This window comes from Devosia sp. P1_H9 (assembly GCF_056405135.1).
Genome location: NZ_JBFUCQ010000014.1, coordinates 1 through 26815, shown reverse-complemented (window position 1 = coordinate 26815; position 26815 = coordinate 1). Strand labels below are relative to the sequence as shown.

At 64.8% G+C, this 26815-nt stretch carries 23 protein-coding genes; 15 read left to right on the top strand and 8 right to left on the bottom strand.

Annotation, left to right across the window (positions count from 1 at the left end):
* The first annotated feature begins 5 nt into the window (after positions 1-5).
* Positions 6-1262 (top strand): tyrosine--tRNA ligase, encoded by a 1257-nt coding sequence (gene tyrS / locus AC1DYL_RS20575; RefSeq protein WP_477174594.1) that lies wholly within the window; start codon positions 6-8, stop codon positions 1260-1262.
* 6 nt (positions 1263-1268) lie between these two features.
* Here tyrS and AC1DYL_RS20570 read toward each other — a convergent pair whose 3' ends face one another.
* Both AC1DYL_RS20570 and AC1DYL_RS20565 read right to left on the bottom strand, forming a co-directional pair.
* Positions 1269-1718, bottom strand: a complete 450-nt coding sequence (locus AC1DYL_RS20570; protein ID WP_477157665.1) for a universal stress protein — start codon at positions 1716-1718, stop codon at positions 1269-1271.
* Positions 1719-1802: 84 nt separating this feature from the next.
* Positions 1803-5153 carry a hypothetical protein gene (locus tag AC1DYL_RS20565; RefSeq protein ID WP_477174593.1) on the bottom strand — a complete coding sequence of 1117 codons (3351 nt, stop codon included), beginning with the start codon at positions 5151-5153 and terminating at the stop codon, positions 1803-1805.
* Positions 5154-5418: 265 nt separating this feature from the next.
* On the opposite strand from AC1DYL_RS20565, the gene AC1DYL_RS20560 reads away from it, so the two are divergent.
* From AC1DYL_RS20560 to AC1DYL_RS20550, 3 genes are all read left to right on the top strand, one after another.
* Positions 5419-5934: a peroxiredoxin gene (locus AC1DYL_RS20560; RefSeq protein WP_477174592.1), complete on the top strand. Its 516-nt coding sequence runs from the start codon at positions 5419-5421 to the stop codon at positions 5932-5934.
* 87 nt (positions 5935-6021) lie between these two features.
* Positions 6022-7206, top strand: a complete 1185-nt coding sequence (locus AC1DYL_RS20555; RefSeq protein WP_477149488.1) for a M23 family metallopeptidase — start codon at positions 6022-6024, stop codon at positions 7204-7206.
* A gap of 111 nt (positions 7207-7317) precedes the next feature.
* The gene (locus AC1DYL_RS20550; protein WP_477174591.1) at positions 7318-10635 is read left to right on the top strand and encodes a beta-ketoacyl-ACP synthase 3; all 3318 of its coding nucleotides are present in this window, start codon (positions 7318-7320) and stop codon (positions 10633-10635) included.
* Here AC1DYL_RS20550 and AC1DYL_RS20545 read toward each other — a convergent pair.
* Both AC1DYL_RS20545 and prfB read right to left on the bottom strand, forming a co-directional pair.
* The gene (locus AC1DYL_RS20545) at positions 10592-11737 is read right to left on the bottom strand and encodes a helix-turn-helix transcriptional regulator (RefSeq protein WP_477149490.1); all 1146 of its coding nucleotides are present in this window, start codon (positions 11735-11737) and stop codon (positions 10592-10594) included. The two genes, AC1DYL_RS20550 and AC1DYL_RS20545, sit on opposite strands and share 44 nt — an antisense overlap.
* 204 nt (positions 11738-11941) lie before the next feature.
* A protein-coding gene (gene prfB, locus AC1DYL_RS20540; protein WP_477149491.1) for a peptide chain release factor 2 occupies positions 11942-13070 on the bottom strand; the annotation gives its coding sequence in 2 pieces (ribosomal slippage) (positions 11942-13000 and positions 13002-13070; 1128 coding nt in all).
* 80 nt (positions 13071-13150) lie between these two features.
* Here prfB and AC1DYL_RS20535 point away from each other — a divergent pair.
* Positions 13151-13960 (top strand): NAD kinase, encoded by an 810-nt coding sequence (locus tag AC1DYL_RS20535; protein WP_477149492.1) that lies wholly within the window; start codon positions 13151-13153, stop codon positions 13958-13960.
* On the opposite strand, the gene AC1DYL_RS20530 is transcribed toward AC1DYL_RS20535, so the two are convergent.
* From AC1DYL_RS20530 to AC1DYL_RS20520, 3 genes are all read right to left on the bottom strand, one after another.
* Complete coding sequence (locus AC1DYL_RS20530) at positions 13957-15165, bottom strand: DUF2336 domain-containing protein (RefSeq protein ID WP_477149493.1); 1209 nt, start codon at positions 15163-15165, stop codon at positions 13957-13959. The two genes, AC1DYL_RS20535 and AC1DYL_RS20530, sit on opposite strands and share 4 nt — an antisense overlap.
* A 56-nt stretch (positions 15166-15221) precedes the next feature.
* The gene (locus tag AC1DYL_RS20525) at positions 15222-16070 is read right to left on the bottom strand and encodes a lytic transglycosylase domain-containing protein (protein WP_477174590.1); all 849 of its coding nucleotides are present in this window, start codon (positions 16068-16070) and stop codon (positions 15222-15224) included.
* Between the two features lie 69 nt (positions 16071-16139).
* On the bottom strand, positions 16140-16718 hold the full coding sequence (locus AC1DYL_RS20520) for a nitroreductase family protein (protein ID WP_477157657.1): 579 nt from the start codon (positions 16716-16718) through the stop codon (positions 16140-16142).
* A 117-nt stretch (positions 16719-16835) separates the two neighbouring features.
* Between AC1DYL_RS20520 and AC1DYL_RS20515 the strand changes: the two genes are divergently transcribed.
* The 10 genes from AC1DYL_RS20515 to AC1DYL_RS20470 all read left to right on the top strand — a co-directional run bounded on the left by AC1DYL_RS20515 (position 16836) and on the right by AC1DYL_RS20470 (position 24298).
* Positions 16836-17843: a hypothetical protein gene (locus tag AC1DYL_RS20515; protein ID WP_477174589.1), complete on the top strand. Its 1008-nt coding sequence runs from the start codon at positions 16836-16838 to the stop codon at positions 17841-17843.
* Positions 17844-17985: 142 nt separating this feature from the next.
* Complete coding sequence (locus AC1DYL_RS20510; protein WP_477157655.1) at positions 17986-18411, top strand: YciI family protein; 426 nt, start codon at positions 17986-17988, stop codon at positions 18409-18411.
* 21 nt (positions 18412-18432) lie between these two features.
* Positions 18433-18855, top strand: coding sequence for a YciI family protein (locus AC1DYL_RS20505; protein WP_477174588.1), 423 nt, complete (start codon positions 18433-18435; stop codon positions 18853-18855).
* A gap of 42 nt (positions 18856-18897) precedes the next feature.
* Entirely contained in the window at positions 18898-20160 is a 1263-nt protein-coding gene (locus tag AC1DYL_RS20500; protein WP_477157653.1) for an RNA polymerase sigma factor, read from the top strand.
* A gap of 123 nt (positions 20161-20283) precedes the next feature.
* Positions 20284-22050 carry an adenylate/guanylate cyclase domain-containing protein gene (locus AC1DYL_RS20495; RefSeq protein WP_477149500.1) on the top strand — a complete coding sequence of 589 codons (1767 nt, stop codon included), beginning with the start codon at positions 20284-20286 and terminating at the stop codon, positions 22048-22050.
* A 90-nt stretch (positions 22051-22140) separates the two neighbouring features.
* Positions 22141-22407 carry a PilZ domain-containing protein gene (locus AC1DYL_RS20490; RefSeq protein WP_477149501.1) on the top strand — a complete coding sequence of 89 codons (267 nt, stop codon included), beginning with the start codon at positions 22141-22143 and terminating at the stop codon, positions 22405-22407.
* Between the two features lie 128 nt (positions 22408-22535).
* The gene (locus tag AC1DYL_RS20485) at positions 22536-22829 is read left to right on the top strand and encodes a hypothetical protein (protein ID WP_477149502.1); all 294 of its coding nucleotides are present in this window, start codon (positions 22536-22538) and stop codon (positions 22827-22829) included.
* Positions 22830-22953: 124 nt separating this feature from the next.
* Complete coding sequence (locus tag AC1DYL_RS20480; protein WP_477174587.1) at positions 22954-23310, top strand: cupin domain-containing protein; 357 nt, start codon at positions 22954-22956, stop codon at positions 23308-23310.
* A gap of 210 nt (positions 23311-23520) precedes the next feature.
* Entirely contained in the window at positions 23521-23763 is a 243-nt protein-coding gene (locus AC1DYL_RS20475) for a hypothetical protein (RefSeq protein WP_477174586.1), read from the top strand.
* A 253-nt stretch (positions 23764-24016) separates the two neighbouring features.
* Positions 24017-24298 (top strand): hypothetical protein, encoded by a 282-nt coding sequence (locus AC1DYL_RS20470; protein WP_477174585.1) that lies wholly within the window; start codon positions 24017-24019, stop codon positions 24296-24298.
* A 52-nt stretch (positions 24299-24350) separates the two neighbouring features.
* Here the strand turns inward: AC1DYL_RS20470 and thrS are convergent, their stop codons facing one another.
* Complete coding sequence (gene thrS / locus AC1DYL_RS20465) at positions 24351-26324, bottom strand: threonine--tRNA ligase (RefSeq protein WP_477174584.1); 1974 nt, start codon at positions 26322-26324, stop codon at positions 24351-24353.
* Positions 26325-26815: the final 491 nt, after the last annotated feature.

Below are 26815 nucleotides of genomic sequence, written 5' to 3'. Positions count from 1 at the left end.
AGCCAATGGCCGCCAAGTTCAAGTCCGACTTCCTGAACGTCCTCGATCAGCGAGGCTTCATCCACCAGATCTCAGATCCGGAAGGGCTCGATGCCCTTGCGGCCAAGGAGACCATAACCGGCTACGTTGGCTACGACGCCACGGCGACCTCGATCCACATCGGCAACCTGATCACGGTAACCCTGCTCTATTGGCTGCAGGAAACCGGCCACCGCCCCATCAGCCTGATGGGCGGCGGCACGTCGATGGTAGGTGATCCGACTGGCCGGGAGGCCGAGCGTCAGGTGCTGACGGTCGAGAAGATCAACTCCAACATCGAGAGCATCAAGAAGGTCTACAGCCGCATCCTGCGCTACGGCGATGGCCCGACGGATGCGATCATGGTCAACAATGCCGACTGGCTGCTGAAGCTCAACTACGTGGAGTTCCTGCGCGAGATCGGCCGCTATTTCTCGGTCAACCGCATGCTGTCCTTCGACAGTGTGAAGACGCGGCTCGAACGTGAGCAGTCGCTCACGTTCCTCGAGTTCAACTACATGATCATGCAGGGCTACGACTTCACCGTGCTCAGCAAGGAGTATGGCGCCGTGCTGCAGATGGGTGGCTCGGACCAGTGGGGCAACATCATCAACGGCGTTGACCTCAGCCACAAGATGGGCGGCCCACAGCTCTATGCGCTCACCACCCCCCTGCTCACCAAGGCGTCGGGCGAGAAGATGGGCAAGTCGGCTTCTGGCGCCGTCTGGCTCAACGGGGACCTCTTCAGCCCCTACGATTTCTGGCAGTACTTCAGGAACACCGAGGACGCCGACGTTGGCAAATGGCTGAAAATCTTCACCCGCCTGCCGCTCGACGAGATCGAGAAGCTTGCGGCACTGGGCGGGTCTGAGTTGAACGAGGCAAAGAAGGTGCTGGCGACGGAAGTCACCGCGATCGTGCACGGCCGTGAGGCCGCGGAGCAATCGGCTTCGACCGCTTCGGCTACCTTCGAGGCAGGGTCGCTCGACCTGTCACTGCCGACAGCCGAGGTTACGAAGTCCGATCTCAACGCCGGCATCGGCCTGCTTGCCGCGCTCGTGACCGCCGGCCTTGCCGCGTCTAACGGCGAGGCGCGCCGACACATTCAGTCCGGCGCCGTGCGCGTCAACGACGAGCCGGCAACCGACGACCGTGCCACTCTGGGTACGGCCGCCTTGCTGCCTGAAGGCGTGATCAAGCTTTCCGTCGGCAAGAAGAAGCACGCCCTGCTGAAGCCGGTCTGACCGGCTTCAGCGCGTCACCAGCACCGGGATGGTGGTGTGCGCCAGCACGTTATTGGTCTGGCTGCCGAGCAGCAGCCGGCCAAGCCCGCGGCGGCCATGTGAGCCCATGACGATCAAGTCGGCACCAACCGAGTTGGCCGTATTGATGATGCCGTCAGCCGGGAAACTGTCGTTGACGTAGACCGTCTTCGCGACGACCCCCGCGGCGGAGGCCGCCGTCCCGGCCTTCGCCAGGAGATCCTTGGCGGCTGCCTCCTGAGCCTCAATCAGTTCAGGAATCGGATCGAACGCGGTACCAGCGACGGAAGCGTAGCCCCCGCCAAGTACCGCCGTCGGTTCGGTCACCGTGACGATCGTCACCGCCGAGCCGAGCGCCTTGGCGAGACCGAGCGCATGGTCGAGAGCCCGTGAAGCCAGCTCCGAACCATCCGTTGCAACGAGAATATGTGCATACATTTCATGTACCTCCGCATGATCATGTGGAGATCCTAGGCCGTTCCGCCAACCTATACTTTGATTGAAATCAACCTACCCCGCCGGTCACTCGACGCGCGGAATTTCCTTCGCGCGGTATTCGAACATCCGCCGGAACGCGCCCGGCACCAGCGCCGACATGGGGTTGATCTTGAAGTCCGGCTTGTCGAGCGGCCCGCGGATGGCGAACGTCACCCCGAACAATCCCTCGCCATCGCGGCCGGCCAGCGGCCCGAGCAGCTTGGAGAACGCGTTGTTGAGCCCGAACAGCGGCACATAGGTGCCCGTGAGGTCATACTGGCGCTTGTCGGTATAGATGAAGCCACGCGCCGTGCCCCCGACGGTAGCGCCGGCCAGCACAGCATCGCGAATTTCCACCCGGTCGCTGCGGCGCACGAACTCTGCCTCCGCGCTCTTGAATTCGAGCTTGTTGGAGCGAGCGATCATCTGCTTGGACTCGGTGTGGTTGCCGAGGATCTGCGCCACGTTCCCCTCGTTGACGAAGGCAAAGTTGCGCAGCGCGAACTGCCCCTGGTCGATCTTCTGATCCTTGATGGTCTCAACCACCAGGCTACCAACGCCTCCCTCGATATTGGGGTAGACGTTCATCAGCCGCAGGAGCGTCCCGAGGTCGTTGAACGCCACTGACATGACCTTGCCGTCCGGCGTCGGATTGGTGGTAACCGAGACGCTGCGATCGCCGCCGAGATTTGCCTGCAAGTTCACCCTTTGCAGGTCCGCCCCGCGCAGCACCAGGTCAAGATCGACGTTGAACGCCGTGGTCTTGTAGAACCCGAGCGCGCGTTTCAACTCCACATCGACCGCGATGGTCTGATTGACCGCGGTCGCCTGCGGGCCGCCCGTCGAGTCACCAGTGAGGCTGAAGAAGCGTTGCAGCATTGGCTTCAGGTCTAGCTGGTCGCCGCGCAGGCGCACCTGGTAGCCGTTGCGGATCGGCGTCAGCGACACCTGCGCCTGGTCGCCCGGACTGAGCGCGAACGACGTGAACTCTGCTGATTGCAGCCCGTTCTTGAGATCGAAGTCGAGGCTGCCCTCGAGCTTCACGTCGCCGAAGCCGAGGCCGAGGTCGTTGATGGTGACGGCGTCGCCCACCATCTTGATCTGCGCCTGCGCCGCTCCCTTGACGCCGGCCTTCTTGCTGATGCCGAGGTCCTTGATGTTGAGGCTGGCGGCGCTGAGGTCGGCGGCCAACTGGATGGTTCCGTCGGTGAGCGGCTTCACCGACACGGTCAGCGGCCCGTCGACGAAGGCCGAAGCATCGACGCCGAACTTCTTGAACGCGTCGGAATCCACTTTCGCGGTCAGCACCACGTCCGGCTTCTTGGGATCGAGTGTTCCCATGGCCGAGACCTCGGCGGGGACCCCGTCGAGTTCGGTGGTGCCGCCCACGTTGAAGCCGGCCTGGGTCAAACGGAACTGCAGCTGCCCCTTGCCGATCGTGTGCCCCTGGATCGGCGAAGACGTCTCGAGGTCCTGCAGCGTGCCGTTGATGACATAGTCCATCGTCCGCGGCTGGTTGGTCTTCTTGTCGGTGACGAAGGTTGCCACCAGCCCCAGCGAGACCTGGCCGTTCAGGATGTCGAGATCGAACGGCAGCGCCACCCTTTTCAGCGCATCCGGCTGGTTCTCCTTGGTCCAGGCGATAAGTGCCGGAATGCCGCCCGACAGGTCGCCCGAGATCTCGTAAACGGCTTCGGTGTCGCTGTTGGATCCGATGATGAAGCCGGCATTGGCAATCGAGATGTTTCCCTTGGGCGTCGGGATCGTCGCTCCGTCACCGGAAATCTGGATGTCGGTGTCCTTGAGGCTCAGCTTCATCTCGCCTTCGATGGTGATCGGATCCATCGTGTCGAGCGCCTTGATCTGCACACCGGTACCGACGATGTCGATCGACATCGCATTCTTCGGCATCGGCTTGTTCTCCCCGGGCTCGCCGAGCGAACCGATCGGAAAGTCGTAGCGCATCGTCGATTTCTTGATCCGGCCGCCGACGACGTTCTTGACGAACCAGTCGCGCGACTCGGTCGCAAGGAAGGCGGGCCACAGCCGCTTGAGGTCATCTGCCGACAGCCCATCGCCGGCGATGTTCATCTCGAAACCGGTGCCGCGCCGCACCACGTCGATGCGGCCGGTGGAAACGAGCTGGCTGCCATCGGCCTTCTTGGCCTCGAACTGATCGATGCCGGTGGCGCCATAGAGCGGCGCCGACCAGCCCTGGAAGTTGACCTCGGTGAACGGCGCTTCTGGCGCGCCCAGCTCGTTCGAGATGGAGACATCGCGCGCGGCCACTTTCATGCCGACGATCGGACCGTAAAGAGGGTCGAGGCCCAGCTTGAACACCCCACTGACATAACCGGTGCTGCCAGCCACGCTCACCTGCATCTCACCCATGGTGAACTGCCCGATGGCCGGGTCCCAGACGACTTCCGCGATCGAGGTCGCGATGGGGAAGAACTGGTTGTTCACTCGCACGTCCATGCCGGTCAGATCGACATGGAACAACCCATCGGTGATCTTCTGCACGTCAGTAAATCCGACATCGATGGAGACCGACGCCGTGCCCACCACGGAGATCGCCGTCTCCTGCTCGCCGACGAACGGGGCGAAGGCGCCTGGATCGAGGTTGGTGATCGAGGCCTTGAGCCGCGCCCCGCCGTCGCCCGTCTCCACCCACTCGAGGATGCCGTTCATCACCGAGCCGCCAATGCCGGCGGAGAAATTGCCGGAGGCCGATTTGCCGTCCGCGTTGGGCGCGATGTCGATGTTGATCTCGGTGAAGTGCCGCAGCACGCCATAGAGCGCGTCGTTCATGTCGAGTGCGCCGTTGCGCACCACCAGCCGCGAGAAGTTGCCGAGCTTGGCCTGCTGCACGATACCGGCGATGCCTTTAGCTGCGGCCTCGAGGTTGTACACCAGCCAGTCATTGTCCGAGCGAATGCCGAGGCTGGCGTCGGGCACCTGACCCTTTACGTCGACGCCGCCGGTCGAGAGATTCACCTCGGGGAACTGGTCCTGCCCCTCGATGATCCGCACCGTGCGGCCACCATCCGGCTCGTCGACATATTCGAACTTCGCCAGCCGCGGCCCGAACAGATCCTGGTTCACCTGCAAATGCGGCCCAACGATCGTCACCGTCGCGCCGGGCTGCCCGACCAGGGCGCGTATCGGCGAGAAGCCCACCTCCAGCGCGTCCATGCTGACCGTGCCGCCCGTCTTCACGTCGGTAAAAGTCACTGGCTTGAACTGGATGACCGGCCAGACGAACCCCTCGAGCGCCAGCGCCATGTCGCCAAGTTCGAGCTGGCTGCCGGCCGGCATCGAGCCGATCACCAGGTTGCGGACCTGCGAACTGACGAAAGGAAGCGGAATCGGCGTGATGAGCAGCACGGCGTACATGGCGACAAGCAGGATTACAGGCGCAGCGACTGTCGCCGCCGCGATCCTACCCAGGATGCGCCATGCCGAGCGCTTTCGGAGCTGGGAGCCAGGGGCTGGAGTAGGTTTCACTGCTTTCCGACTTGAGGCCGCTCGCTTTGCCGCCCTATTCTAGAATCAAAGCGAGCAGCGGTTCACTGCCTGATGATACCGGCTGCAATATGGCACTAACACCCCTTGGATGCGCCGCTTTTCCGGCGCTCCACTGTCTATCGAACCGGATTACATGACCGTACCCAGCCCCGGCAGCCCTGCCCCCGACTTCGAACTCGTCACCGACAGCCACGAGAGGTTCCGCCTGTCCGATCATCTCGGGCACCCCGTGGTGCTTTACTTCTATCCGCAGGACGACACCGAAGGTTGCACGCTCGAGAACATCGAGTTCACCGACCAGATGCCCGAATTCAAGCGTCTCGGTGCGATCGTCGTCGGCATTTCTCCCGACAGCGTCGAGAAACACTGCTCATTCCGAGACAGGTTTAATCTGGGCGTGGTCCTCGCCGCCGACCCCGAGCGCAAGGCGATCGAAGCCTATGGCATCTGGCAGCTCAAGAAGCTGTGGGGCGTCGAGTATATGGGGGTGAAGCGCATCACCGTGCTGGTTGGCCCCGATGGCAACGTCGCCGAAGTCTTCCACGCCACCCGCATCAAGGGCCATGCCGAAAAGGTGCTCGCAGCGACTCGGGCGCTGGTGGAGCGCACCGGAATACCTGCCCCCAAACCCCGGCGCGCCAAGGCTTAGCGCCGGCGCGTAAGCCGCCTTTTCGCGTTTGTTAACCCTAACAGTTCATGATCGGGACCAGTTGAGTGGCGTCCCGGAGTTGCGGCGGTGCGTGCGAAATCGAACGGCGTACAGCCGGTTACCAAGGTGTTTGGCGCACCGCCCCAGAAGGCACGGCGCGACCACGGGCCCGGTATCCGGCCAATCTATTTCTACGCCGGCTTCACCGCCCTCCTGGCGACCAACATTCTCACCCTCGTCGGCTTTCTGATGGCGCCGGATATCTCTGCCCTCCTGAGCGGCCAGAGCGACGTGGTCGTTTCCGCCTACGAGGATCGCATTGCCCAGTTGCGCGTCGAGGTCGACCGGCTGCATTCGCGCCAGTTTGCCCAGGCTGGCGATATCAACCTGCAGCTGCAGGAACTGACCCAGCAGCAGGAAGTGCTGCTCGAGCAGCATCAGCTGGTGAAGCAACTTGCCGAGAAGGCCGCCGAACTCGGTATCGAGACCGCCGCGGCGACGCCCGTCGACGACGATGACTCACCGCCTGTTGCAGCCGCCCTCGTCCCCACCGCCACGCCTGCCGGAAATCTTGCCGAGGTCAGCGCCTCGATGACCACCATGATGGACGACAGCCGCATGGCGCTGGCGGCTCTCTCCGAATCCGCCACCGAATCGACCGACACCATTCTCGATGAACTCAGCGGCCTCGGCATCAAGCCGAGCATGCCCGAGGGGCTCGCCGACGCCGTCGGTGGCCCCTACCAGCCGCCAGTGGATGGCCCCGACGCCGCCGGCATCGTCGATGACGCCAACGATGTCTACCTGGCGCTGGCTCGCTTCAAGGCCGCCCGCAGCGCCATCGACCTCGCGCCGATCCATAAGCCGATGGGCTCGCTGAACCGCATCAGCTCGACCTTCGGCAACCGCAAGGACCCCTTCACCGGCGGCCGCGCCTTCCATGCCGGCCTGGATTTCCCGGCGCCCCGCGGCACCACGGTCCTCAGCGCCGGCTATGGCAAGGTGACCTTCGTCGGCGAGAAGTCCGGTTACGGCAACCTGGTCGAGATCACCCACACCACCGGGCTCGTCACCCGCTACGGCCACCTCAGTGCCTTCCTCGTCAAGGAGGGCCAGGTGGTCAACACCGGCACGCCGATCGCCAAGGTCGGGTCCACCGGCCGCTCCACCGGACCGCATCTGCACTTTGAAGTGCGCCGCAAGGATGTCGCAGTGGACCCCGGCAAGTATCTCGCCGTCGGTAAGCGGCTCGCGAGGTTCCTCGGCGCCTAGCCGATTGCAACTCCGCAACGACTTAAGCAAATCAGCCATGCATTCGCCCAAGACCAGCTAGTTGCTCTGGTTTTTCGCCAGGAGCGGGTCTAGGTTCCCGACACAATGCTGATGACCTCAGACATTCCAACGATGCTGCGGCTGCACCGGGCGATGTTTCTCGCCCGAGAGATCGACCGCGTGGAACAGGACCTGGTCAAGCAGGGTCTTGCGCATTTTCACGTCTCCGGCGCCGGGCACGAGTCGACCGCGCTGATCGCCGACTATCTCGGCCAGCAGGATTGGCTCCACCTCCACTATCGCGACAAGGCGCTACTTCTGGCGCGTGGCCTGCCGCTGGTCGAATTCTTCCGCAGCCTGTTGGCAACTGGCCCGTCCCACTCCGCCGGTCGCCAGATGAGCGCCCATTATTCGGCGCGTGAACTGAACGTCGCCTCGATGGTCGGCCCGGTCGGCAACAACGCGCTGCACGCCGTGGGCAACGCCCAGGCGGTGAAGTTCCATCCCGATTCGCCGGTCGTGATCTGCTGCGTCGGCGACGGCACCACCCAGCAGGGCGAGTTCCTCGAGGCGGTCGGCGAGGCTGTGCGCACCGCGGCGCCGGTGGTCTTCGTCATCCAGAACAACAACTGGGCCATCTCTACCAAGACCCCCGGCCAGACCTTCTTCGATCTCCCCAACGGTCCCGCGGACAGCTTCTTCGGCCTGCCGATCCGCCGCGTCGACGGCGTGGATCTGGCGGCCACCCGCGCCGCGTTCGAGTCCGCCGTAACTCATACCCGCGCCACGCGCGGCCCGACGCTGCTGCTGATGGAACTGGAGCGGCTGTCGGATCACACCAATGCCGATGACCAGGCGCTCTATCGTGCCGCCGACGACCTGAAGTCCGGCAAGAGCCGCGATCCGCTCGAGGCCATTCGCCAATCGCTGCGCGAGTCGCAGATGGGCGACACCGCGCTGGTGCAGCTGGAGACCACGCTGATCGGTGAAGTCGCGGCGGCAGTCCTCGAGGCACGCGGCGAAGCGGTGCCGCAGACCGCTGGAGAGGCCAAGGCGCCCTACCCGGCAGATTTCGCGCACACCAAGGAGTATCGGGGCGACCCCAAGGCGCCGAACCTCACCATGCGCGAGGCACTGAACCGCGTGCTGCGCGATCAGCTCGCCGCCAACCGTGAAGTGCAACTGCTCGGCCAGGACATCGAGGATCCCAAGGGCGACGTATTCGGCGTCACGAAAGGCCTCTCGACCGCCTTTCCCGGCCGCGTTCGCAACGCGCCGCTGTCCGAATCGACCATCATCGGCACCTCGATCGGCCGCGCCCTGACCGGGCAGCGTCCGGTAGCGTTCATCCAGTTCGCCGATTTCCTGCCGCTCGGCTTCAACCAGATCATCTCCGAGCTCGGCTCGATGTACTGGCGCACCGATGGGACCTGGCAGGCGCCGGTGATCCTGATGGTCAGCTGTGGTGGCTACAAGGCCGGCCTCGGCCCGTTCCATGCGCAGACGCTTGAATCGATCCTCGCCCATGTGCCCGGCATCGACGTCGTGATGCCGTCGAGCGCCGGCGATGCCGCGGGCCTGCTCAACGCCGCGTTCCAGAGCAAGCGGCCGACGGTGTTCCTATACCCCAAGAGCGGGCTGAACCTCTCGGATCGCCGCACTTCAGACGACACCACCAAGCACTTCGTCGCTCCCGGCCGCGCCCGCGCGGCGCGGCAGGGGAATGACCTGACGCTGGTCACCTGGGGCAACCCGCTGACCCAGTCGCTGCTGGCCGCCGAGACCCTGTCTGGCGCCGGCGCCGAACTCGACGTCATTGATCTGCGCTCGATCTCGCCCTGGGACCAAGACGCCGTGCTGCGTTCGGTCCGCCGCACCAAGCGCCTCCTCGTCGTTCACGAGGACAACCACACCGCCGGCTTCGGCGCCGAGGTGATGGCGACGGCGATGGAGCACGCCGGCGTGCCGGTGAGCGCCAAACGCGTCACTCGCGATGACATCCACGTGCCGTTCCAGTTCGAGCGGCAGATCGACACCCTGCCCTCCTATCGGCGGATCATGGAAGCCGCGGCAGCGCTCCTTGAATTCGACCTCGAATGGGAAGCGCCCAAGGCGGACGCGGGCCCTGCCGCGATCGCGGCCATCGGCTCCGGACCGGCGGACGACGAGGTGGAGATCGTCGAGCTGCTGGTGAAGCCGGGCGACATGATCAAGACCGGCGATCTCGTCGCCGTAGTCGAGGCGACGAAGGCAGCAGTCGACGTACAGGCCACCGTCACCGGCAAGGTCTTGTCGATCCCGGTCGAGCTCAAGCAGAAGGTCGCGGTCGGCGCCCCGCTTATGTTCGTCGAGGCCGACGCCTCCGTCGCGCGGCAGCAAACCACCGTCACCGCCGAACGCATCGACAAGGCGATCCTGAAGCGCCGCTCCGCTGCGCAGCCTGCTCCGGCGATCGTCGGCCGCGCCGATATTCCGGTTGGCGTCGCCGGCATTGCCGGCATCACCGGCGCCCGAAAAGTGCAGAACTCGGACCTCAAGGGCAACTGGCAGACGCGCGACGCCGGCGACATCGTCAAGCTCACCGGCATCGAGAGCCGCCGCTGGGTGCAGCCCGGCGAGACAGTATTCTCGCTCGCCGTCTCGGCGACGCAGAAGCTGCTCGATGAACAGCAACTCGAGATCGGCGACATCGACCTGGTGATCGCTGCCACCGGCACGCCGGATGTGATCACCCCGTCCCTCGCCTGCCGGGTCGCCGATGCCGTCAGCACCGCCGGGCGCGCCAGCTTGCCGGCTTACGACATCAACGCCGCCTGCTCGGGCTACCTCTACGCGCTCGCCAATGCCCGCGACTACGTGACCAACAACCCGGATGCACGGGTGCTCGTGGTCACGTCCGAGGTGTTATCGCCGCTGCTCGACCAGAACGACTTCAACACCGCTGTGCTGTTCGCCGATGCCGCAACCGCTTCGCTGGTGCAGGGGCCGGGCCATGATCAACCGACGCTCTTCACCTTCGCCCAGCCGACCATCGCCGGCGCCCCCGAATCGGGAGAGCTGCTGAGCGTGCCGCGCGCCGGTGAGGGCTACATCAAGATGAACGGCCGCGAAGTATTCGCCGATGCCGTCCGCGCCATGACGGCGACGCTGACCTCTGCCTGCGCCGCCGAAGGCATCACCATGGACGATATCGATTTGATGGTGCCGCACCAGGCCAACCAGCGCATAATCGACGCCATTGCCCGCCGTTCGGGCCGTCCTGCGCACTCGATCATCCGCAATCTCGGCAACACCAGCTCGTCGACCATCCCGCTCGCGCTGATGGATGCGCTGCCGACCACCAAGCCGGGCGACCGGCTCGGGCTCGTCGCCTTCGGCGGCGGCATCACTTACGCGGCGGCGATTGCGACAGTGGAGACACCGCGCTAGGCGACGGTGGAGGCGCCTCGCCAGCGGTCGGCGACAGTCCCTGCAGCAGGCCGACGAGCTCGGCCTGCCGATGCATCCCGGTCTTGCCGAACACTGCCTGCACCTGATTGCGCACGGTTGCTGCGCTCGCGCCGGTGGTGGCGGCGATCTGGCCTATGGTCATCCCGCCACCAAGCGCGCGAGCAATCCTCGCCTCGGCCGGCGTCAGATCGAACAACCCCTGGATCACCGCAAGATCGGGCAACTCCCTGAGCGTCACCGGGGTCATCAGCAGTACCGCGGCTGCCCCCGTGAACACTTCGCGCGCCGAAGCCCGTATCGGCAGTATATGCGCCACCATTGCCGCGCGGCCCTCGCTGGCCGGCACGGCGATCGACCTCGAAGGCCCGGTGTGCAATCCCAGCTCGGCCGCTTCCAGCGCGTCGATCAGCATCTGGTCAGCCCGCGGATTGGCGAGCCCTAACCGCGTCGGCCGCGATTGCACGACATCGGGGCTGAGGGCATCCAGGAGCTTGTTGGTGGCGATTGCTGCCCCTCGCGGCCCCAGCACTGCAGCGGGGACGCCCACCATCTCCAACGCCGACACCGCTCCCTGCGCGCGTTCGAACGCAATACGCGCCGACATCAGCGCCGCCCGCGCCAGATGCGGCCGCAGCAAGTCGAGCCGCGCCACGACGTCGCGCTCCACCGGCCCGTCCTCGAGACGCCGCTCGCCGTGAAAGATCAGCAGGTCGCCGGTCGGCACCTTGATGCCGGTTGCCACTCCCCAGCCGTAGCCGCGTGGCACAAAGAACTCCTGCCGGATCGGATCGGCCTCCCAATCCTCCCGCGTGAACACGTCGAGATCGGTGACGAAGCCGGAATGGTCGTAGGCCAACAACCGGGCAGTGCGATCGTCGCGGCCCGGATAACCGGCCTCGAAATAGCCCTTCGACATGTCGTGTAGACTTGGCGAGGCGGTCCAATGCGCCGACTCGCCGCGCACGGCGAACAATAGCGTCCCGCTGACCTTGCCGACCTTACCCAATTCCTCGAGCACGCTTGGCCACAAGTCGGGGATGGCCCCGGCTTCGTAGATCCTGTCGACTAGGTCGTCCTCCACCGCGAACCTCCGAAATGAGCTGCAGGCTGCAGCCGCGCCACGGTTCGAAACGTAGAATATGCACACTAGTTCAAATACATCATGCGCGCGTTACACGTAACCGGTAACACACAACCCATGCGCCAAGGTGGCCCTGGGCGCTCATTTCGATATTCGGGTCCTGACGGTTGATTGGCCGGTGACGCAAGTCGCCGGCCAATCGCATTAGTCGACGTCGGCGACCTTGTCGGCGTAGCCGCTCACGCGGGCCGCCAGCGACGCTTCCATGAAGTCGTCGAGGTCTCCATCGAGCACCGCCGAAGTGTTCGAGGTCTCGTGGCCGGTCCTGAGGTCCTTGACCATCTGGTAGGGCTGCAGCACGTAGCTGCGGATCTGGTGACCCCAGCCCACATCGGTCTTGGCGGCCGATTCCGCGTTCGCCGCTTCCTCGCGCTTCTGCAACTCTGCCTCGTAGAGGCGTGCCTTCAGCATGGCCATGGCCGTCGCACGGTTCTTGTGCTGGCTGCGTTCCTGCTGGCAGGCAACGATGATGCCCGACGGGACGTGGGTGATGCGGATCGCCGAGTCGGTCGTGTTCACGTGCTGGCCGCCGGCACCGGACGAACGATAGGTGTCGACCTTGAGGTCGCTTTCGTTGATCTCGATGTTGATGGTGTCGTCCACCACCGGATAGACCCACGCGCTCGAGAAACTGGTGTGCCGCCGCGCAGCGCTGTCATAGGGCGAGATGCGAACCAACCGATGCACCCCGCTTTCGGTCTTCAGCCAGCCATAGGCGTTATGGCCGGTGACCTTGATCGTCGCCGACTTGATCCCGGCTTCTTCGCCGTCGTGGATTTCCATCGTCTCGACCTTGAACTTCCGCCGCTCCGCCCAGCGCGTGTACATGCGCAACAGGATGTTGGCCCAGTCCTGGCTCTCGGTGCCGCCGGCACCGGAGTGGATTTCGAGGTAGCAGTCGTTCGAATCGGCTTCACCAGAGAGCAGCGTCTCGACCTGAGCCGAGCGCGCATCTTTCAGCGTCTCCTGCAGCGCCTCTTCAGCTTCCTTGATGATGCCGGCGTCGTTCTCCGCCTCACCCATCTCGATGAGTTCGGAATTGTCGCGGACCGAGGCCTCGAACGCCTTCACCGCCTTCACCTGCACGTCGAGCTCATCACGCTGCTGCATGATCGGCCGCGCCTTGTCGGGGTCGGCCCAGAAGTCGGGATGCTCGGTGCGAGCCGTCAGATCGTCGAGACGTGCTTCAGCTGTGTCCCAGTCAAAGATGCCTCCTCAGCAGGCTTACGACCTGCTCGATTTCGGCGATGACCTTGGTGATTTCGGCGCGCATTTCTGTCCTCAAATTCCTTGCCGCTCATGTAGTTGAGACGAAGGGCCCAATCAACCCGTTCTTCCCCGCGTCACCTGTGCATGCTAGGCAGCGGGCTTGGTAGCGAGGGGCCGGCAGTGACTGAACGCATCGAAGGAGTAAGCTTCGTATCGAGCGGCACGCCGGAGGCCGACCGCGCCGCGGACCTGCTGCGCGAGCGCTACGGCGACTGCGGCTTCGACAAAGCCACCCATGTCGTGGCGCTCGGTGGCGACGGGCTGATGCTGCAGACGCTGCATCGCAAGATGGGCAAGAACGTGCCGGTTTACGGCATGAACTTCGGCTCCGTCGGCTTCCTGATGAACGAATTCTCGTCCAACGACCTGGCCGCCCGGCTGGCGGCGGCACGTCCAACGCACATCTACCCGCTCGAAATGAACGCTCGCCTCGCGGACGGGTCCGAGCACAAGGCCCTTGCCCTCAACGAGGTGTCGCTCTTCCGTATGACCTATCAGGCGGTGAAGGTCGAGATCCTCGTCGACGGCCAGCCAAGGCTCGAGGAACTGATCTGTGACGGGGTGCTGCTTGCCACGCCGGCCGGCTCGACCGCTTATAACCTCTCGGCCCACGGTCCGATCCTGCCGATCGACTCGCCTTTGTTGGCCCTGACGCCGATCTCGCCGTTCCGTCCGCGCCGCTGGCGCGGCGCCATCCTCAACAACCGGGCCGTGGTGACGTTCCGGACGCGGGAGGCAGAAAAGCGGCCGGTGAGTGCAGTTGCCGACAATGTCGAATTCCAGCGCGTCATCGAGGTCACGGTGCGGGAGAACCGCAGCCAGAAGGTGACGCTGCTGTTCGATCCGGGCACCGGGCTCGACGAACGCGTGCTGAGCGAGCAGTTCCGCTACTAGGCCGCCGGCAGCGCCAGCCGCTCTTCCACCGAGACCTGCGGCAGCGCCATCTCAGCCTGGGTCATCCCGGCGAAGGCCGACATCACGCCACGCGCAGCTCGCCGGGCGAGCATGACGTTCTGCTCGCTGAGATAGGCGAAGGCCTCCTCGAGGTCCGGCGGGATCACGCCGTCATGCTCGACGATCAGTTCCTCGGTCAGCGCTGTCACGACGAAGTGCCGCGCCGCCAAGTCGTCCGCGAGGTTCGCCGCGCGGGCGTGAAAGATCAGCCGCGCCAGCATGTTGCGTACGGCCTCGCTGAGACCGCAGCGCGAGAACAGCGCGTTCAGCGCCGCTCGGCTGCCATGCTCGAGCAGGGTGAACACCTTCTCGCGCGGCGTTTCCGCCAGTTGGGCGACGCAGTCGGCGAAGAACAGGACGTGGCCCTGGACGATGGCGTGCAGCATGACGCGCGTGGACACACTCTCCGATTCCACCAGTTCCGCCGCGTAAGGCGCCCTGCCCGCGGCCGCTTCCCGTTCGCCGATCGCCGTCAGTGCGGTGTCTGTCGCGTCCCGGAGCAACCGGTCGAGCCGATGTGGAGCAACCGCGCCACTGATGACCCGCGCGCCGCGCAGCGCGGCGGCAACCGCCTGGACCAGCACCAGCCGCGCATCCGCCGGCAGGTCGTCCCGCGCCAGCAGCAGGCCACGCAACTCCGCATCCTCGGCGCCATCGCGATCCGCCACCTGCCGCAGCATCACCGCCGAGAACGGCACATCCGGCCGATCGAGCAGCTTGGTCAGCAGCAGCCTCCCACCCTTGGCAACGAGCGCCTCGGCAACGCGTTGGCTGATCCGCTCGCGCGTTGCAGTCGCCAGCAGCATGGCTTCGTCGGCGCCCCGGATCAGCGCCATCAGGTCGGCATCCACCAGTGCCGGCGAATACTGCACCACGGCACGGGCGATCACCGGACTATCCTGGAGCAGCGCCAGGAGAATCGGCCGCGGCGCCTCCACGGCATGCAGCAACCCATAGGCCAGCGCGCCGCGCACGCGCACCGACGGATCGTCGAGGAAGCCAATCAGCGCGGCATAGAGCGCCGCATGCTCATCAGCCGGGCCGAAATGGTTGAGATAGGCCATGGCCGCGAGGTGGGCCGCCTGCCCCCGCTCCTCACTGTCACGCGATTGGCTCAGCGTGACGAAATCCTGGTACGCGACCATCAAGCTCTCCGGTAGGCGCCGAGAAAGACGCTATCGAGGAAGGCTTAAGGAACGGTTCACCATAACTTCGGGGGCTTTGGCAGGGTACCGTCCTGGCCATACATCTGGGTGAACAGCGCACTGCCCTGGGCCTCGCTGACCGGGCTCATCAGCGTCCGGCCCTGTACTTCACCCTCGTTGGAGAACAGCGAGGTGAACGACATGTCATCGGTCGAGAAGCGCGACGGGATTGGGGCCGCGTCCCATTTCCCCGCTGCCGCCGGATCGACCGCCAGTTGCTGGGCCTGGAAGCGAGGGTCGGCCGCGCCGTCGTGCTTTGCCACCAGCGCCCGGTACACCTGTCGTATCGTCCGCGCCTCGCCGCCTTCGTAGAAGATCAACCGGTTGGCCTTGGCCTGCTTCGGAAACAGCTTGGCGGCAATCTGCTCCGGATCCTTGAGGCCGGCGTTGAACAGCTTCTCTGCACCCTGCGCCCCGAGGAAATGCGCGATGTAGAGCTCGCCCGGGCTCGGCATGCGGCCGAACTTCTCGAACAGATACGCCCCATTGCTGCGGGTGAAGGCGGCGGCCATGTCCGAGGCGATCTGCGGGTCTTCGCGCAGCTTCAGAACTTCCTGCCGGAGCGCCTTGTCGGCAATGTAATAATCCCCGTCCGAGTCGACGTTGATGGCGTCTGCGTACTGTCCGTAGCCGAGCCGCGGCCCTTCCTGCTTCATGACCTGCAGCCAGGTGCTGTCGAGAAACTGGAACAGCCCGGTAGCGCTCGATGTCGGCGCCTTGGCCTCGGGATCGAGGCTGCTTTCCCGGATGGCGGTGCGCAGCAGGTAATCGAAGTCGACATCGCTCTTCGCCCCTGCCGTGTCCATGGCATAGGCGAGCGGCTGCGGCACCGATATCGGCTTCACGCCCATCGACTCGAAGGGTCCGTTGCTAACGTTCGATTAACCAATCACCTCTGACTGGTTAACGAATGGTTAGCCCTGCCACTTGCTCACGACATCTTCGAGGTTCGGCCGATCGCGATCCTCGATCACCGCCGTCGGCGTGCCGATATGGACGAAGCCCACGAACCGCTCCCCGCCGCGGGCGCCGAGCATGGTCTGGGCTTCCGTGTCGAACCCGTACCAGCGGTTGGTCCAGCTCGCGGCAAAGCCCATGGCGAACGCCGCATGTGAGAGGTTGAAGCAGACATTGCCGGCCGACAGCAGCTGCTCCATCTCCGGCGCCTTCGGGTTGGGCTTGGGCGACAGCAGCACGCCGATGGTCAATGGGGCCGGCAGGAACTGCCGCCGCTCGAGATCGAGACCAGCCTCGTCGAGTTCCGGGCGCTTGCGCTTGGCGATCTCGGCCAACCGCTCGCCGGCCCGCACGCGATCCTCGCCTTCGATGAGAATCAGCCGCCACGGCACGAACTTGCCATGGTCAGGCACGCGCGTCCCGATGGTCAGGATTTCCTGCAGTTCCTCTGCCGTTGGGCCGGGGTCTTTCAGGAAACCGATGCCGACCGAACGGCGGGTCTTTAGATAGTCGCGCACTGCGGCGTTGATGGGCATGGTCTGGTCCTTGCGAGCGTCTGGTCCTTATGACACAGCTTTTCCCCAATCCAAGCGTAGGCACGCGAGGCATTTTGAAGCGATGCGCCAGAGGCGCGCGACTGCGGGGTCGTTAGGGTGAAACTCAGGTATTGGATCGGCATTCTCGGGATCGCAGCGATGCTCGCGCCCATGCTGGCCATCGCCGAGGACCCGCCGGTCCCGCTGCCCCGCCGCGCCGACCGCATGCCGCAGGCGGTCGAACAACTCGCCGATGCGCCAGCTCCTGCTGATACGCCCAGTCCCGACGCCGCCGACGCGGCCGCGCCCGAAGCCAGCCCCGCAGCAGCCGCGACCGCAGCCGTCGCTGCCATCAACACCACGCCGCAGCCGGTCACGCTGATGGCCAAGATCACCGATGACGGCAGCACCCTGCCCGATGGCGTGACCTGGCGTGTCTTCGAAACTCGCACCGACGCGGCGGGCGACCTGGTGCTGGCGAAGAAATCCGACGACGCCACTGCGCATCTCGAATTGCCGCCGGGCAGCTACGTGGTGCACGTCGCTTATGGCCGAGCCCAGACCACCGACACGCTGACCGTGGCCGAGGGTCAGAACTCGAAGCAACTCGTGCTGGATGCCGGCGCGATGCGGCTCAACGCAGCGGTAACCGGCGACGTCGCCATCCCGATCAACCTGCTCCGCTTTGACATCTACACCACCGGCAGCAGCGAAGCAGACCGCACGCTGGTGGCGCAGAACCTCAGCCCCAACGACATCGTTACCCTCAATGCCGGCACCTACCACATCGTCTCCTACTTCGGCGACGTGAACGCGGTCGTGCGCGCCGACCTGCGCGTGGAGCCCGGCCAGCTGACCGACGCCACGCTCTACCACCGCGCCGCCCAGGTCTCGTTCAAGCTCGTCAGCGAAGCCGGCGGCGAGGCCATTGCCGATATCGACTGGACGGTGAAGACGGCCGACGGCCAGACGGTGTTCTCCAATATCGGCGCCTTCCCCTCCACGGTGCTCGGAGAGGGAGACTACCTGGTCTTCGCCAAGCGCGGCGAACAGGTCTACAATCGCGAGTTCCAGGTGCAGCCGGGGGCAGCCAAGGAAATCGAGGTTCTTACGACGGTCTATTGACCGTCTGCGGATCCGTCCCGAAGAGAATCTGAAGAATCGTATCGGGCTGTGTCGATTCCACGCCCCCTCGCTCGTTGTGTCATTGAGGCAGGAAGAGGTCGCGCCGCTGGCGCGGTGCCTGCAACGGAACAAGGAGATCGAAATGCGCTTCATGATCATCGTCAAAGGCAGCCCCGAATCCGAGGCCGGCGTCATGCCCGCACCGGAAGTCTTCGAGGCCATGGGCAAGTTCAACGAGGACCTGATCAACGCCGGCGTGCTGCTCGCAGCCGAGGGGCTCCATCCATCGAGCAAAGGCGCACGCGTGACCTCCGAAGCCGGCAACCTGGTCGTCCGCGATGGCCCCTTCGGTGAAGCCAAGGAACTCGTCGCCGGCTTCTGGATCATCAGCGCCAAGTCGCAGGACGAAGCCCTCGAGTGGGTGAAGCGCATCCCCTTCGACGATGGCGAGACGATCGAACTCCGCCGGGTCTTCGAGGCGGCTGACTTTGCCGAGGTCGTGCCCGAGGAGGCGGTTGCCAAGGAACAGGCCTGGCGCGACGCCACCCAGCAACCCATCACGAACTAACCTGCCCAGAAGGATCGAGATATGCGCTTCATGGTCATTCGCAAGGCGGACGCCGAAACCGAGGCGGGCGTTATGCCCGGCGCCGACCTGATCGCCGACATGACGCAATTCCACGAGAACGCGGCCAAGGCCGGCATCGTGATCGCCGGTTCCGGCCTGATGCCGAGCTCCCGCGGCGCCAAGGTGAAGTTCAGCAACGGCAAGCCCACTGTCATCGACGGACCGTTCGCCGAGGCCAAGGAACTGATCGCCGGCTACACCCTGATCGAGGTTCCCTCACGTGAGGCAGCCATCGAATGGGTCAAGACCTGGCCCAAGCTCGACGGCCATGGCAACGTCGAGATCGAGATCCGCCAGCTCTTCCCCGAAGAGGACTTCGGCGAGGCCTATACCGAAGCCATGGCGAGCAACGGCGCGGCGCGTCGCCCGCTTGACGCAGGATGAGCACCTTGCCGCGGCGGACCGGATTTGGTCTGATCGGCCACGATGACCGAGAGAGAGACAAACCGCGCCATCGAGGCGGTATTCCGCATCGAGCAGGCCAGGCTGATTGCCGGCCTGACGCGAATCGTGCGCGACGTCGGCCTGGCCGAGGAACTGGCGCAGGATTCGCTGATCGTCGCGCTCAACCACTGGCCGGAGAGCGGCGTACCGCGCAACCCCGGTGCATGGCTGATGCAGACCGCTAAGCGCCGCGCCATCGATTATTTCCGCCGCAACAAGATGGCCGCCCGTAAACTCGACGAGCTCGGCTACGACCTCCGCGAGGAGGAGGAGACTCCGCCCGATCTCGACACGCCGCTCGACGACGATGTGGGCGACGACCTGCTGAAGCTGATCTTCACCTCCTGCCACCCCGTGCTGTCGCCCGAGGCGCGCGTCGCCCTGACGCTGAGGCTGCTGGGTGGCCTCACCACCGACGAGATCGCCCGCGCCTTCCTTGCGGCGGAACCAACCATCGCCCAACGCATCGTCCGCGCCAAGAAAAGCCTCGCCGAAGCCGGCCTGCCCTTCGAGGTGCCACGCGGCAGCGACCGCGCCGAACGGGTCGCCTCGGTCCTCGAGGTGCTCTACCTGATCTTCAACGAAGGCTACTCCGCCACGGCCGGCGACGACTGGACCCGACCGCAGCTCTGTGAGGAGGCGATGCGCCTCGGCCGCATCCTTGCCGGCCTCACCCCCGACGAACCGGAAGTGCACGGCCTTGTAGCGCTGATGGAAATCCAGGCCTCGCGCCTGCGTGCCCGCAGCGGCCCGAACGGCGAGCCGGTGCTGCTGCTCGAACAGAACCGCGCGCTGTGGGACCAGATGCTGATCCGCCGCGGCCTCGTCGGCCTCGAACGGGCGGAGGCCCTCGGCGGCACCGGCCCCTACGTGCTGCAAGCCTCGATCGCCGCCTGCCATGCCCGTGCCCGGCGCGCCGACCAGACCGACTGGAGCCGCATCGCCTCGCTTTACGACACCCTGGCCGACGCGACGCCAAGTCCGGTGATCGAACTCAACCGCGCCGTGGCCCACACCATGGCCTTCGGTCCCGCCAACGGCCTCGCCATTCTCGATGCGATTGCCGACGATCCGACACTGCGGAACTACCATCTGCTTCCCAGCGTCCGCGGTGATTTCCTGGTGAAACTGGGGCGCCTTGCAGAGGCCCGCCGCGAGTTCGAGCGCGCCGCCAGCCTCACCCGCAATGAGCGTGAGCGCATCCTGCTGCTGGACCGGGCCGCGGCGTGCGAACCCGCCGCCTGAGGCGTCGGCAAGTCCGTTGCGGCCAACCTCCTCTCGAATTGTTCGCGAGTCCCGCGCGCGCCCGCTATCTCCGTTACATTTCACAGTGCTATAGAGCGGAGGCTTGCAGCAGAAGCGCAGAGAATGGCTCAGCCCGACCGTCGATTAGTCCCGATCGTGTCGCTGGACGTAGTGGGGTATTCCCGCCTCGTCGAGCGCAATGAACGTCAGACCCTGCGCCTCGTGCAGCGGGTCTACGATCGGCTGATCTCGCGCACCATCGGGGCCGCCGGCGGCAAGGTCTTCAAGACCATGGGCGATGGCCTCCTGGCCGAGTTCAACAGCGTCGTCGCCGCCGTCCAATGGACCGCCGACCTGCAGCGCCAGATCCATGAGCGCAAGATCCACGCGCCGGGTGGCGAGATGTTCCAGGTGCGCGCCGGCATCGTCCTGGCCGACGTTCTGGTGGCCGGCAACGACCTCTATGGTTCGGGCATCAACCTGGCGGTGCGCGTGCAGAGCCACTCGCCGGCCGGTGGCATGTGCATCACCAAGTGGATGTACCAGTACCTGGACGGCACGATCGAATTGCCGTTCATCGACATGGGCCCCACCGAGCTCAAGAACATCACCAAGACCGTCCGCATCTACGCCTGGCATCCGGCTGGAGTGGCGCGCCCGCAGCAAATCGAGTCCCCACCCCCTCCGCCGCCGAGCAACCGCCCCTCGGTGGTGGTGCTGCCGTTCGACAACCTCTCGGGCGAGGCCGACCAGAGCTATTTCGCGGACGCCGTGGTCGAGGAGATCACCGCAACGCTGAGCCGGGTGAAGGACTTCTTCGTCATCGCCCGCAATTCGGCCTTCACCTACAAGGGCCGCGCCGGCGTCGATATCCGCCAGATCGGCCGTGAGCTTGGGGTACGCTACGTCGTCGAAGGTTCAGTCCGCCGGGTCGGCGAACGTGTGCGGATCACCGCGCAGCTCGTCGAGTCCGATGCCGGCAGCCACATCTGGTCCAACAAGGTCGATGGCGCCGTCGCGGACCTTTTCGACCTGCAGGATCGCATGGCCGCCGAGGTAGCGAGCGCCATCCAGCCGTCCATCCGACGCGCCGAGGTCGAGCGGGCCCGCAAGAAGCGCCCTGACACCCTCGCGGCTTACGACCTGGTGATGCGCTCGCTGCCCCACCTCTGGTCGCATAGCCCGGAGGACAATCGCGAAGCCATTACCCTGCTGACCCGGGCGCTGGGGCTCGAACCCCACTACGGGCTGGCGGCAGCCCTGGCCGCCTGGGCGCATGGGCAGCAGGTGGCCTATAACTGGACCACCGATTTCGCCGCCGAGCGACGCATAGCCGCCGAGCTGGTTGAGACCGCATCGCAGCATGTCGCCGACGATCCCACCGCGCTAACCGCCCTCGCCTCTGCGATGATGATGCTGGGCGGCAACGTGGCGCAGGCCGCTACCTTCGCCGACCGCGCGCTCGAACTCGATCCCAACCACGCCTGGGCCTGGATGCGCCGCGGCTGGGGCCATGTCTATCTCGGCACGCCGGAGGAAGGCCTTGCAGCCTTCGAGCGCGCTGCTCGTCTATCCCCGATGGATCCGTTCGCCTTCAACGTGCACCTGGGAATGGGGCTCGCCAATTTCGCTGCCGGCCGCCCTCAGGAGGCGATCGCCTGGGCCCAGCGTGCCATGTCGGAGCGTCCCGGCATCACCTGGCCCTATCGGGATCTCGCCGTGTACCAGGCTCACCAGGGCGACCTCGCGGCTGCCCGCGATTCACTGGAGCAGTTCCAGCGCGCCCACCCGGACGTGACCATCGCCTCGATCGGCGACGGGCTGCGGTTCATGTATCCGTCGCTGCTGGCGCGCTACCTGCAAGGCCTGCGTCTCGCCGGATTGCAATAGGCAACTCGTCGCACAAGTTTATCCATTCCATAAGCATTTCCCCAACGTCGCATCAGGCATTGTCCGCACGGGTTTTGGGGGAATTGACCGTTGGATATCCGTCTCGAAAAGCGACTTTCGCCGCGTCGCAACACCGTTATCGAAGCAACTATCGTATTCGACGGCGGCCGCACCCGGATTCGTTGCATCATCCGGAACCTGTCCGAGACCGGCGCCAAGCTCGAAGTCGCCTCGGTAACCCGCATTCCGCGCACCTTCGATCTGGTGGTCGACAAGGTCCGGCCGCAGGCCTGCATCGTCGTCTGGCGGGCCGTCAAAGAGCTCGGCGTGCAGTTCCGCGACCCCACGATCCGCTGAACCACCGCTGAACGGCAAGTTCGGAATCGGTTCAAGCAACCCCTCCTATCAGACCGGCCAACGACGCGAACGGTTCGTTCGCTTCGTGCCCGCCCACCGGCGGGCTGCTCGTCTAACAGGAGAACATAATGCACAAGATCATTGCGCTCGCACTGCTCGCCACCTCGCTCGTTGCCTTCCCGGTCGCCACCCCGTCTTTCGCCGTCGACAAGGGCATCCAGGCCCTGTGCGGCCCTGACGCCCCGGAAGCCTACAAGCGCGAGGGCGGCTACTGCGACCAGGTCGGCTCGAACAAATCGCTCGTCGAGTCCGAGGATTGCGACTTCACCTACTACTATCCGACTTTCTTCGACCTGAAGGCGCCGGCCGAGAAGGTGATCGTCGCCGAGAATTGCTACAACTATCTGCCGCTGCTGCTCTAGGCTCTCGCAGAAAGAGCGGCCGCCGCGCCGCTCTTTTCTTCTCCACTATTCAAATGCCGTTCATCTGCCCTATCTTAGATACGGCAGCACGTTTCGGACACATGTCCCTTGGGGGGGACCAGTCATGTCGAGGCATGCATTCTTCATCGCCGGCGATCGCGTCGTTCACGTCGCCAATCCGTCCGGTGCCGGTTTCCAGTACCACGCGCAGTCGCACACGCTGCCGCCGCAGGTGCAGATCGGGCCGCAGCAGCACGATCTTGCCGAGACCGTGCTCGTGGTGAAGACAGGCACTCTCGAGGTGATGATCAACGGCGCCGCCGGCTTCGTCGCCGCCGGATCGTTCGTCCGCATCCCCGCCAAGACCTGGTTCGCCTACCGCAATGCCGGCGACGAACCGGCACGCTTGCTCTGCCGAACGGCCCCGGCCATGCCTGCCGGCAACGGCCGCCGGATCAGCATTCACATCGCAGCTGCCTGACAACTGCGGCTGAACATCTGCGAAAAGGGCGGCTCCATAGCCGCCCTTTCTGTTTGCGCGCAAACATTGCCCTTGGTCTCGGGGCTGAACCGAACCTGAATGGCAGGTTCCACGACGGTTCACGCCATTTTCCCTACAAAGCCGTTCATTCGACGGATCATCATAACGATATCCGCTCACAGATCGCAGGACAGCACCAAAGGGCGCACAATGTACAAATTCATCACCGTGGCTCTCCTGGCCACCTCCCTCGCAGCCTTCCCCATCGCAACTCCGTCTTTCGCGGTAGACACCAGCATCAGCGCCAAGTGTGGCCCTGATGGACCGGAGGCCTACAAGCGCCCCGGCGGCTATTGCGAGCAGATTGGCGCCAACAGCTCGACCTCGGATAGCGGCAAGAGCTGCGGCCTGTACTGCGTCGTCGATGACGGTGATGGCCCCGAAGATCAGTGACCGTTAGCCGTGTTGCGGCCACGACCGACGTAGATGCAAAGGGCCCGTCCTGATGGACGGGCCCTCGTCTTTGGCCGCATCAGTCGGTCACATCTGCCCGAATCATCATAAGTCGTATTATGACTATGAACGACCTTTGAACGGCGAGTTCGGGTTCAATTCAGCGCGTCCTGAGTAGCGTTGCTCCATACCCGGCGGACCAGATGCCCGTCTTTCTCGCCAGTTTTCTGGCGAAACAACTCAGGAGAGAACCTTGAAGAACATCCTTGCCATCACCCTGTTTATCGCTTCGGCGGCGGCGTTCCCGGTTGCAACGCCGGCCTTTGCTGGCTCGAGCACCAATGCCCTTTGCGGCCCCGACGCGCCCGAAGGCTACAAGCGTCCCGGCGGCTACTGCGAGCAGCTCGACAACAACGGCTCGCTCGTCGAGCAGGACGACTGCGACTATTACCCGGTGAAGGAATCGCTCGCCGCGCTGAAGCTGGGCGAGGTCATTCTGGTCGCCGACAACTGCTATGTTCCCGACAAGAAGTAGGCTCGCCTAATGAAAGGGGCCGCATCGCTGCGGCCCCTCTCCGTCCAGTCGATCAGGCCGCGGCCTTCTGCTTCAGGTCCGGCGGCACGGCTTCCGCCATCAGTTCGACGATCGCGTCGGTTGCCGGCATCACCTTCTGGCCTTCAGTGCCGAGACGACGAACGGACACCGTCCCCTCCTCAGCCTCGCGCTTTCCAACCACGAACATCAGCGGCACCTTTTGCACCGAGTGCTCGCGCACCTTGTAGTTGATCTTCTCGTTGCGCACGTCGAGCTCTGCTCGGATGCCGCCGGCGTTGAGCTGGGCGACCAGCTTCTTCGCATAGTCATCGGCCTCCGAGACGATGGTCGCGACCACCACCTGCACCGGCGCCAGCCACATCGGCATCTTGCCGGCATAGTGCTCGATCATCATGCCGATGAAGCGCTCGAGCGATCCGAGGATCGCTCGATGCAGCATCACCGCGTACTTCCGCGAGCCGTCTTCCGCCACGTAGGTGGCGTTCAGCCGCTCCGGCAACACGTAGTCGAGCTGCAGCGTCCCCACCTGCCAGGAGCGCCCGATGGCGTCCTTCAGGTGGAACTCGAGCTTGGGCGCATAGAAGGCGCCCTCTCCCTCGGCAATGACGAAGTCGTAGCCGGTGGCCTTGAGCGCATCGCCCAGTGCCTTCTCGGCCGCGTCCCAGCGCTCGATGGTGCCGCCGAACTTGTCCGGCCGCGTCGCGAGCTTGATGACGACATTCTCGAAGCCCATGTGCTCGTACACCGAGTACAGCAGGTGGACGAAGCGCTCCGTCTCCTCCTGAATCTGCTCCTCGGTGCAGAAGATGTGCGCGTCGTCCTGGGTCATCTGGCGGACGCGCAGCAGGCCGTGCAGCGCGCCGTGCGCCTCGTTGCGGTGGCAGCAGCCGAACTCCGCCATGCGGATGGGCAGGTCGCGGTAGCTCTTGATGCCCTGGTTGAAGATCTGGATGTGGGCCGGGCAGTTCATCGGCTTGAGCGCCATGAGCTCTGCCTTACCCGATAGAACCGGACCTTCTTCCTCGGTGCCAGGGACCTCGTCGGGCACCACGAACATGTTCTCGCGGTACTTGCCCCAGTGGCCCGAGGCCTCCCAGAACTTCGACGACATCAGCTGCGGGGTCTTCACCTCGTTGTAGCCGTTCGCGTTCACCCGGCGGCGGATGTACTCTTCCATCTGGTTGTAGAGCACGAAGCCCTTCGGGTGCCAGAACACCGAGCCTTGCGCCTCTTCCTGCAGGTGGAACAGGTCGAGGTCGCGGCCGATCTTACGATGGTCGCGCTTCTCGGCCTCCTCCAGCATGTGGAGGTATTCGTCGAGTTCCTTCTGGTTGGCGAAGGCAGTGCCATAGATGCGGCTCAGCACCGGATTGTTGCTGTCGCCACGCCAATAGGCACCTGCCACCTTGGTCAGCTTGAACGCCGTACCGATGTCCTTGGTCGAGCGCATGTGCGGGCCGCGGCAGAGGTCGAACCACTGGCCCTGCTTGTAGATCTTGATCATCTGGTCGGCCGGAATGGCGTCGACCAGCTCGACCTTGAAGTTCTCGCCCTTGCTGGCGAACACGCGCTTTGCCTCGTCGCGCGTCCAGACTTCCTTGGTGAACGCGGCGCCGCGGCCGATGATCTCGGCCATCTTCTTCTCGATGACCGGGAAATCGTCCTCGGAGAAGGGCGTGTCGCGCTTGAAGTCGTAGTAGAAGCCGTTCTCGATGACCGGGCCGATCGTCACCTGCGTCTCCGGCCACAGCTCCTGCACCGCCTCGGCGAGGACGTGCGCCGAGTCGTGGCGGATCAGCCCGAGCCCGTCGGCGCTGTCGCGCATCACGAACTCGATCTTGCCGTCTTCCTCGAGCGGGTCGGAAAGGTCCGACAGGACCCCGTTCCACTTCATGGCGACCGTCTTCTTGGAAAGGCTTGGGGAGATGCCCTCGACCACGGTGGTCCCGGTGGTGCCACGCGCATAGTCGCGTATTGCACCGTCGGGGAACGTCACCTTGATCATTTTCATCTCCAGAATTGGGATTTGCGCCGGCGGCATGCCGGCAAGGCGGCGTGTCTAGCACGGCCAGAGCGAAGGCAACAAGTTCGGCGCAAGTTGAAGCGTCCGACAGCCCGTGGGCTTCGGAGTTCGAGGAAGACGAAGCGGGACCGGCGAGGCGTTTGCCCCGACGCGGGTAGTCCGCAAATGAAAGAGGCTCACGCCTCGCCAGCCGGCCGGGGTTTTGGGCCTATGCCACCAGGGCCGGGGCGCATCCCCTGCCGCATCGCGAGAAACGTGGGAAACGCGGTCGGCGGCCGGAGTGCCAGCACCGCGTTCGTTGCTCCCGCCCAGCTCATGCGTGCCAGGCTTCGCTCCCTGGGCCGCTCCGCATCGAGCTGCCCTCGCGTGATAGCGGCTTGACCGGCGAACCGGTCCTTGCCGTGATGGTTTCCGCCTGAACTGCAGCGACCCGCAGCCCACCCGGTCTCCACCGCACCAACCACTCGTCATGA